This is a genomic window from Idiomarina sp. ST20R2A10, from assembly GCF_051842345.1.
Classification (GTDB): Bacteria; Pseudomonadota; Gammaproteobacteria; order Enterobacterales; family Alteromonadaceae; genus Idiomarina; species Idiomarina loihiensis.
Window position 1 is genome coordinate 1 of record NZ_JBNIEY010000031.1, and the last position, 505, is coordinate 505.

Genomic DNA, 505 nt, shown 5'->3' on the forward strand with positions numbered 1-505 from the left:
GGTCGTGTAGAGCGCGGTATCGTGCGTACAGGCGACGAGTGTGAAATCGTTGGTATGAAAGATACGACGAAGACCACCGTTACGGGTGTTGAAATGTTCCGTAAACTGCTTGACGAAGGTCGTGCAGGTGAGAACATCGGTGCCTTGTTACGTGGTACTAAGCGTGACGACGTAGAGCGTGGTCAGGTACTGGCGAAGCCAGGTACAATTACTCCGCATACTAAGTTCGAAGCGGAAGTTTACGTACTGAGCAAAGACGAAGGTGGCCGTCACACGCCATTCTTTAAAGGCTACCGTCCACAGTTCTACTTCCGTACAACGGACGTAACAGGTGCTGTAGAATTGCCAGAAGGCGTAGAAATGGTCATGCCTGGTGATAACCTGAAGTTTGTTGTAGATTTGATTGCTCCAATCGCAATGGACGAAGGTCTGCGTTTCGCTATCCGTGAGGGTGGCCGTACCGTAGGTGCAGGCGTTGTATCAAAAATCATGGACTAAGCAGTCC

Annotated in this window: 1 protein-coding gene; it reads left to right on the plus strand. The window is 50.5% G+C overall.

Annotation, left to right across the window (positions count from 1 at the left end; genetic code table 11):
• Nucleotides 1-498 (plus strand): EF-Tu/IF-2/RF-3 family GTPase (locus tag ACP7H9_RS14200; protein WP_439222930.1); only part of this gene is annotated, 498 nt, incomplete at its 5' end.
• Between the last annotated feature and the right edge of the window lie 7 nt (nt 499-505).